The sequence below is a fragment of the Streptomyces sp. SID13031 genome (assembly GCF_010548305.1).
GTDB lineage: Bacteria > Actinomycetota > Actinomycetes > Propionibacteriales > Kribbellaceae > Kribbella.
On record NZ_JAAGLV010000096.1, the window covers coordinates 1 to 418 of the forward strand.

A 418-nucleotide genomic window follows, 5' to 3' on the forward strand; every position below is an offset into this window, starting at 1 on the left:
CCGCCGCCGCCCGATGCGGTGGCGTGACCGGCGCCGTTCCTGATCAGCATGGTGGTGAGATCGGCCTTGGTGGCGCGCAGCCGGGGGTCGGCGCCGAAGAGATAGCCGCCGACCAGTTGCGGGGAGAGCATCTTGAGGTCCGCCGCCAGCACTTCGCCGTCCAGCCGGTACTCGGTGATGACGGCGTCGCCGCCGGCCACCATGTGCTGCCCGGCCCGCTTGAGGTGCGCGGCGAAGCGCGGCCTGGCGTGCTCCGGGGTCACCCCGCGTCCCTCCCACTGCAGGATGTGGAGGCGCAGCAGGTTCTCGACGGCCGTGGGCACCTCGTGCTCGGGGACGACGCGCTCCTCGATGCCCAGGGCGTCGAGTTTGCGTACGTAGGCCCGGGTGCGCTGGCCGCGGGAGGTGGACATCCGGG

At 72.7% G+C, this 418-nt stretch carries 1 protein-coding gene; it reads right to left on the reverse strand.

Features of this window, described 5'->3' with window-relative positions:
- The coding region (locus G3I17_RS39410) for a GNAT family N-acetyltransferase (protein WP_164604529.1) at positions 1-418 on the reverse strand (418 nt) is incomplete at both ends.